The sequence below is a fragment of the Roseisolibacter sp. H3M3-2 genome (assembly GCF_029211165.1).
Lineage (GTDB): Bacteria > Gemmatimonadota > Gemmatimonadetes > Gemmatimonadales > Gemmatimonadaceae > Roseisolibacter.
The window spans coordinates 1-4,075 of sequence record NZ_JARGEK010000399.1 but is presented as its reverse complement, the minus strand read 5'-3'; the positions used below and the strand labels follow the sequence as shown (position 1 = coordinate 4,075).

Genomic DNA, 4,075 nt, shown 5'->3' with positions numbered 1-4,075 from the left:
GGTCGAGACGGCGGCCCGCGCGGCGGCCGCCACGACGGCGAGGTGTGCCGCGCGGGCGGCGTGGCGGGGCGGTCGGAGCGCGGCGATCGCGGGCGGCACGGATCCCTGGGGCGTGTGCGGGGCGTCACGCGTGCGGCGCGCCCCACGGGCGTTCGCCTTGCCGCTCCGCGAGCGAGGTGGATAACTTAGCGCCGCGTTTGCCACCCCGACACCAGCGGCGCGCCGCGGCGCGGTGGCCCTCCCTCCCACGCCGCGCCCCGAGAGCGTGACCGTTCGCGACGCCCGCGTCACCGAGCAGCGCAACCCGCGCACCGTCGACATCGACCTCGCGTCGCCGCTCGGCATCGTCGATCTCATGAACGCGGAGGATCGGACGGTGGCGGACGCGGTCGCGTCGCAGCGCGAGCGGATCGCGGAGGCGGTGGCCGAGGCGGAGGCGACGTTCCGCCGCGGCGGGCGGCTGTTCTACGCCGGCGCCGGCACGTCGGGGCGCCTGGGCGTCCTCGACGCGAGCGAGTGCCCGCCGACGTTCGGCGTCGGCTTCGACCTCGTGCAGGGGATGATCGCCGGCGGCGAGGCCGCGATGTTCCGCGCGCAGGAGGGCGCCGAGGACTCGCCCGAGGGCGGCGCGCGCGACGTGGACGCGCGCGGCGTGCGCGAGGGGGACTTCTTCATCGGCATCGCCGCCAGCGGCACGACGCCGTACGTGCGCGGCGCGCTGCAGCGCGCGCGGGCGCTCGGCGCGCGCACGGCCATCGTCGCCTGCTCGCCGCCGCCGGCCGAGACGCTGTCGCACGTCGACGTCCCGATCGTCACGGTCACCGGCCCCGAGGTGCTGACCGGCTCGACGCGGCTCAAGGCGGGGACGGCGACGAAGCTCGTGCTCAACACGATCACGACCGGCGCCATGATCCGCGTCGGGAAGGCGTACGGCAACCTGATGGTCGACCTGCGCGCGACGAACGTGAAGCTGGTCGACCGCAGCGAGCGGATCGTGATGGAGGTGTGCGGCGTGGCGCGCGAGGCGGCGCGCGCGCTGATCGCCGACTCGGGCGGGAGCGTGAAGACGGCGATCGTCATGCAGAAGCTGGGCGTCGCGCGCGCCGAGGCCGAGCGCGCGCTCGAGGCGGCGGGCGGGGTGATCCGCCGCGTGGTGCCCGACGCGCCGCCGCCGGTGCTCCCCGCGGGCGCCGGGGCGCCGGGCGCGTGACGGCGCCGGCGACGCGCCCGACCCCCGGACCCGACGTCTACGTCGGGCTGATGTCCGGCACGTCCACCGACGGGATCTCGGCGGCCGCCGCGCGCTTCGCGGACGCCGGCGACGGCACGGTGCGCGTGACGCTGCTCGGCTTCGCGCAGCGGGCGTACGACGCGGCGCAGCGCGCGCGCCTGCTCGACGCGATGCAGCAGGGGAGCGCGCGCGACTACTGCCGCCTGTCGGCGGACCTCGGCGACTGGCTGGCCGACGCGGCGGCGGCGCTGCTCGCCGAGAGCGGGGTGGCGCGCGCCGACGTGCGCGCGGTCGCGTCGCACGGGCAGACGCTGTGGCACGAGCCGGGGCACTCGACCTGGCAGGCCGGCGAGTCGGCGGTGATCGCGGAGCGGCTGGGCGTCGACGTGATCAGCGACTTCCGCGTGCGCGACGTCGCCGCGGGGGGGCAGGGGGCGCCGCTGGTGCCGATCGCCGACACGCTGCTGTTCGCCGCGCCCGACCGGTGGCGCGCGCTGCAGAACCTGGGCGGGATCGGCAACGTGACCGTGGTGCCGCCCGCGGCGCCCGGGCGCGACCCGTCGGCCGGGGTGCGCGCGTTCGACACCGGGCCGGGCGTGGCGGTGATCGACCTCGTCGCGCGCCGCGTGCGCCCGTCGCTCCCGTTCGACGTCGACGGGCGGCTCGCCGCCGCGGGGACGCCGGTGGACGCGGCGGTGGACGCGCTGCTCGCCGACGACTACTTCGCCGCGCCGCCGCCCAAGTCCACGGGGCGCGAGCTGTTCGGCGCCGCGTACGCCGAGCGGCTGGTCGAGGCGGCGCGCGCGGGGCGCGCCGGCGCGACCGACGAGGACCTCGTCGCGACCGCCGTCGCGCTCACCGCGCGCAGCGTGGCCGACGCCTACGCGCGCTTCCTGCCGGAGCCGGTGCGCGAGGTGCTGCTCTCGGGCGGCGGCGCGCGCAACCCGGTGCTCGCGGCCGCGATCGCGCGCGAGGTCGCCCGCCGCGACGGCGCGCCGCGCGTGCGCGCGTTCGACGAGGTGTTCTTCGACGGCGAGGCGAAGGAGGCGGTGGCGTTCGCGCTGCTCGGCTGGCTGCACGTGGAGCGGCGCCCGGGCAACGTCCCCGGCGCCACCGGCGCGCGCGGCCCGCGCGTGCTCGGCAAGCTGACGCCGGCGTGATAGCGCGATGAGCGAGACCTCCCGCCTCCTGATCCCGGCCGTCCGCGCCGACGCCGACGGCCGCTTCGACGGCGCGCGCCCCGCGATGGCCGACGCGCTCGCGCTGGGCGTCGGCGGCTTCGTGCTGCACGGCGGCGAGCAGGAGGCCGTCCGCCTGCTCACCCGCGAGCTGCAGCAGAAGTCGCGCGTGCCGCTCCTCGTCGGCGCCGAGATGGAGCGCGGGGCCGGGCAGCAGTTCGGCGGCGCCACGGGGCTCCCGCCGCTCGCCGCGATCGCCTGGCTCGACGACCTGGAGGCGCTCAAGCGCGCCGCCCGCCTGACCGCGCGCGAGGCGCGCACGATGGGGGTGAACTGGACGTTCGGCCCCGTGTGCGACCTCGACCTCGAGCCGCGCAACCCGACGCTCGGCACGCGCGCGCTCGGCGACGACCCGGCGCGCGTCGGGCGCCTCGCCGTGGCGTGGATCGAGGCCTGCCAGGCCGAGGGCGTGGTGGCGTGCGCCAAGCACTTCCCGGGGCTGGGGCGCGCGACCGAGGACCCGCACCGCGCGCTCCCCGTGATCGCCGCCGACCGCGACACGCTGCACGCGACCGACCTCGAGCCGTTCCGCGCGGTGATCGCGGCCAACGTCGCGTCGATGATGACGGCCCACGCCGCGTATCCCGCGCTCGACCCGGGCGGGCTGCCGGCGACGCTGTCGCGCGAGCTGCTCACCTGGCTGCTGCGCCAGCAGCTGCGCTACGACGGGCTGCTCGTGTCCGACTCGCTCGCCGCCGGGGGCGTCGCGGCCTCGGCGCCCGACGAGGGGGAGGCCGCGGTGCGCGCGATCGCGGCGGGGTGCGACGTCATCCTCGCGCCCGCCGACCTGGCCCGCACCGCGAAGGCGCTGGAGGAGGCGCTGGCGACGCGGCGCCTCGACCCGACGCGCGTGCAGCAGGCGGTGCGGCGGCGGCTCAAGTGGGCGCAGTGGGCCGCGCCGCCGAACGACTGGCGCCGCCCGATCGCGGCCGACGCCGCCTGGGGCGCGCAGCTGGCCGACCGCGTGGTGCACGTCGCGCGCGGCGCCGTCGCGTCGCTCGGCGGCGCGGTCGAGGTCGTGGTCGTCGACGACGACGCGGCCGACGCCGCGGCGCCCGAGGCCGAGGGCGGCGACCGGGTGCGGCTGCGCTGGGACGCCGCGGCGCAGCCGATGGTCGTGGTGCGCGACCCGGCGAGCGGCGCGGTGCTCTCGTTCGCCCGCGGCGGCGACGCGTCGATCGCGGCGTCGGGGGCGGAGGTCGAGCTCGTGTACTCCGACGGCGTGAAGAGCGTCGGGCGCCGCGAGCGCGGGCGCGGCCGCTGAGCCGGCGGCCGGGCGGCATGCGCCGCGGCGGGTGAGGGCGCGGGGGGCACCGACACGGTGTCCCCCGCGCTCGCATGGCGGCGCGCGTTCGACCGTCGCGGGCCCGACGGCGGCGGCGGGAAGCCCTGGCGGCTGGTGCCGTCCCGGCGCCTCGGCCGACCGCGGCTACCGGCGGGGCGCGCGTGCGGCCACGTTGCGGGCGTCGTACCGCGATTCCTCGTTCCGCTCCCGACGGCGCATGCTCCCGACTGTCCGCCCGATCGCCACCGCCGCCGCGCTCGCGGCGGCCCTCGCCCTCGCGTGCCGCCGCGCCGCGCCCGCGCCGGCCCCGTCGCCCGCGTC

3 protein-coding genes are annotated in these 4,075 nt (G+C 78.9%); all 3 read left to right on the top strand.

Annotated elements, in window-relative coordinates; translation table 11 throughout:
* The first annotated feature begins 265 nt into the window (after nt 1-265).
* From murQ to PYV61_RS21855, 3 genes are read left to right on the top strand one after another with little or no spacing between them, the layout of a single operon-like run.
* Complete coding sequence (gene murQ, locus PYV61_RS21865) at nt 266-1,210, top strand: N-acetylmuramic acid 6-phosphate etherase (protein WP_275835651.1); 945 nt, start codon at nt 266-268, stop codon at nt 1,208-1,210.
* On the top strand, nt 1,207-2,391 hold the full coding sequence (locus PYV61_RS21860; protein ID WP_275835649.1) for an anhydro-N-acetylmuramic acid kinase: 1,185 nt from the start codon (nt 1,207-1,209) through the stop codon (nt 2,389-2,391). Before murQ ends, PYV61_RS21860 begins: the two co-directional genes overlap by 4 nt.
* A gap of 7 nt (nt 2,392-2,398) precedes the next feature.
* Nucleotides 2,399-3,733: a glycoside hydrolase family 3 N-terminal domain-containing protein gene (locus tag PYV61_RS21855; protein ID WP_275835647.1), complete on the top strand. Its 1,335-nt coding sequence runs from the start codon at nt 2,399-2,401 to the stop codon at nt 3,731-3,733.
* Nucleotides 3,734-4,075: the final 342 nt, after the last annotated feature.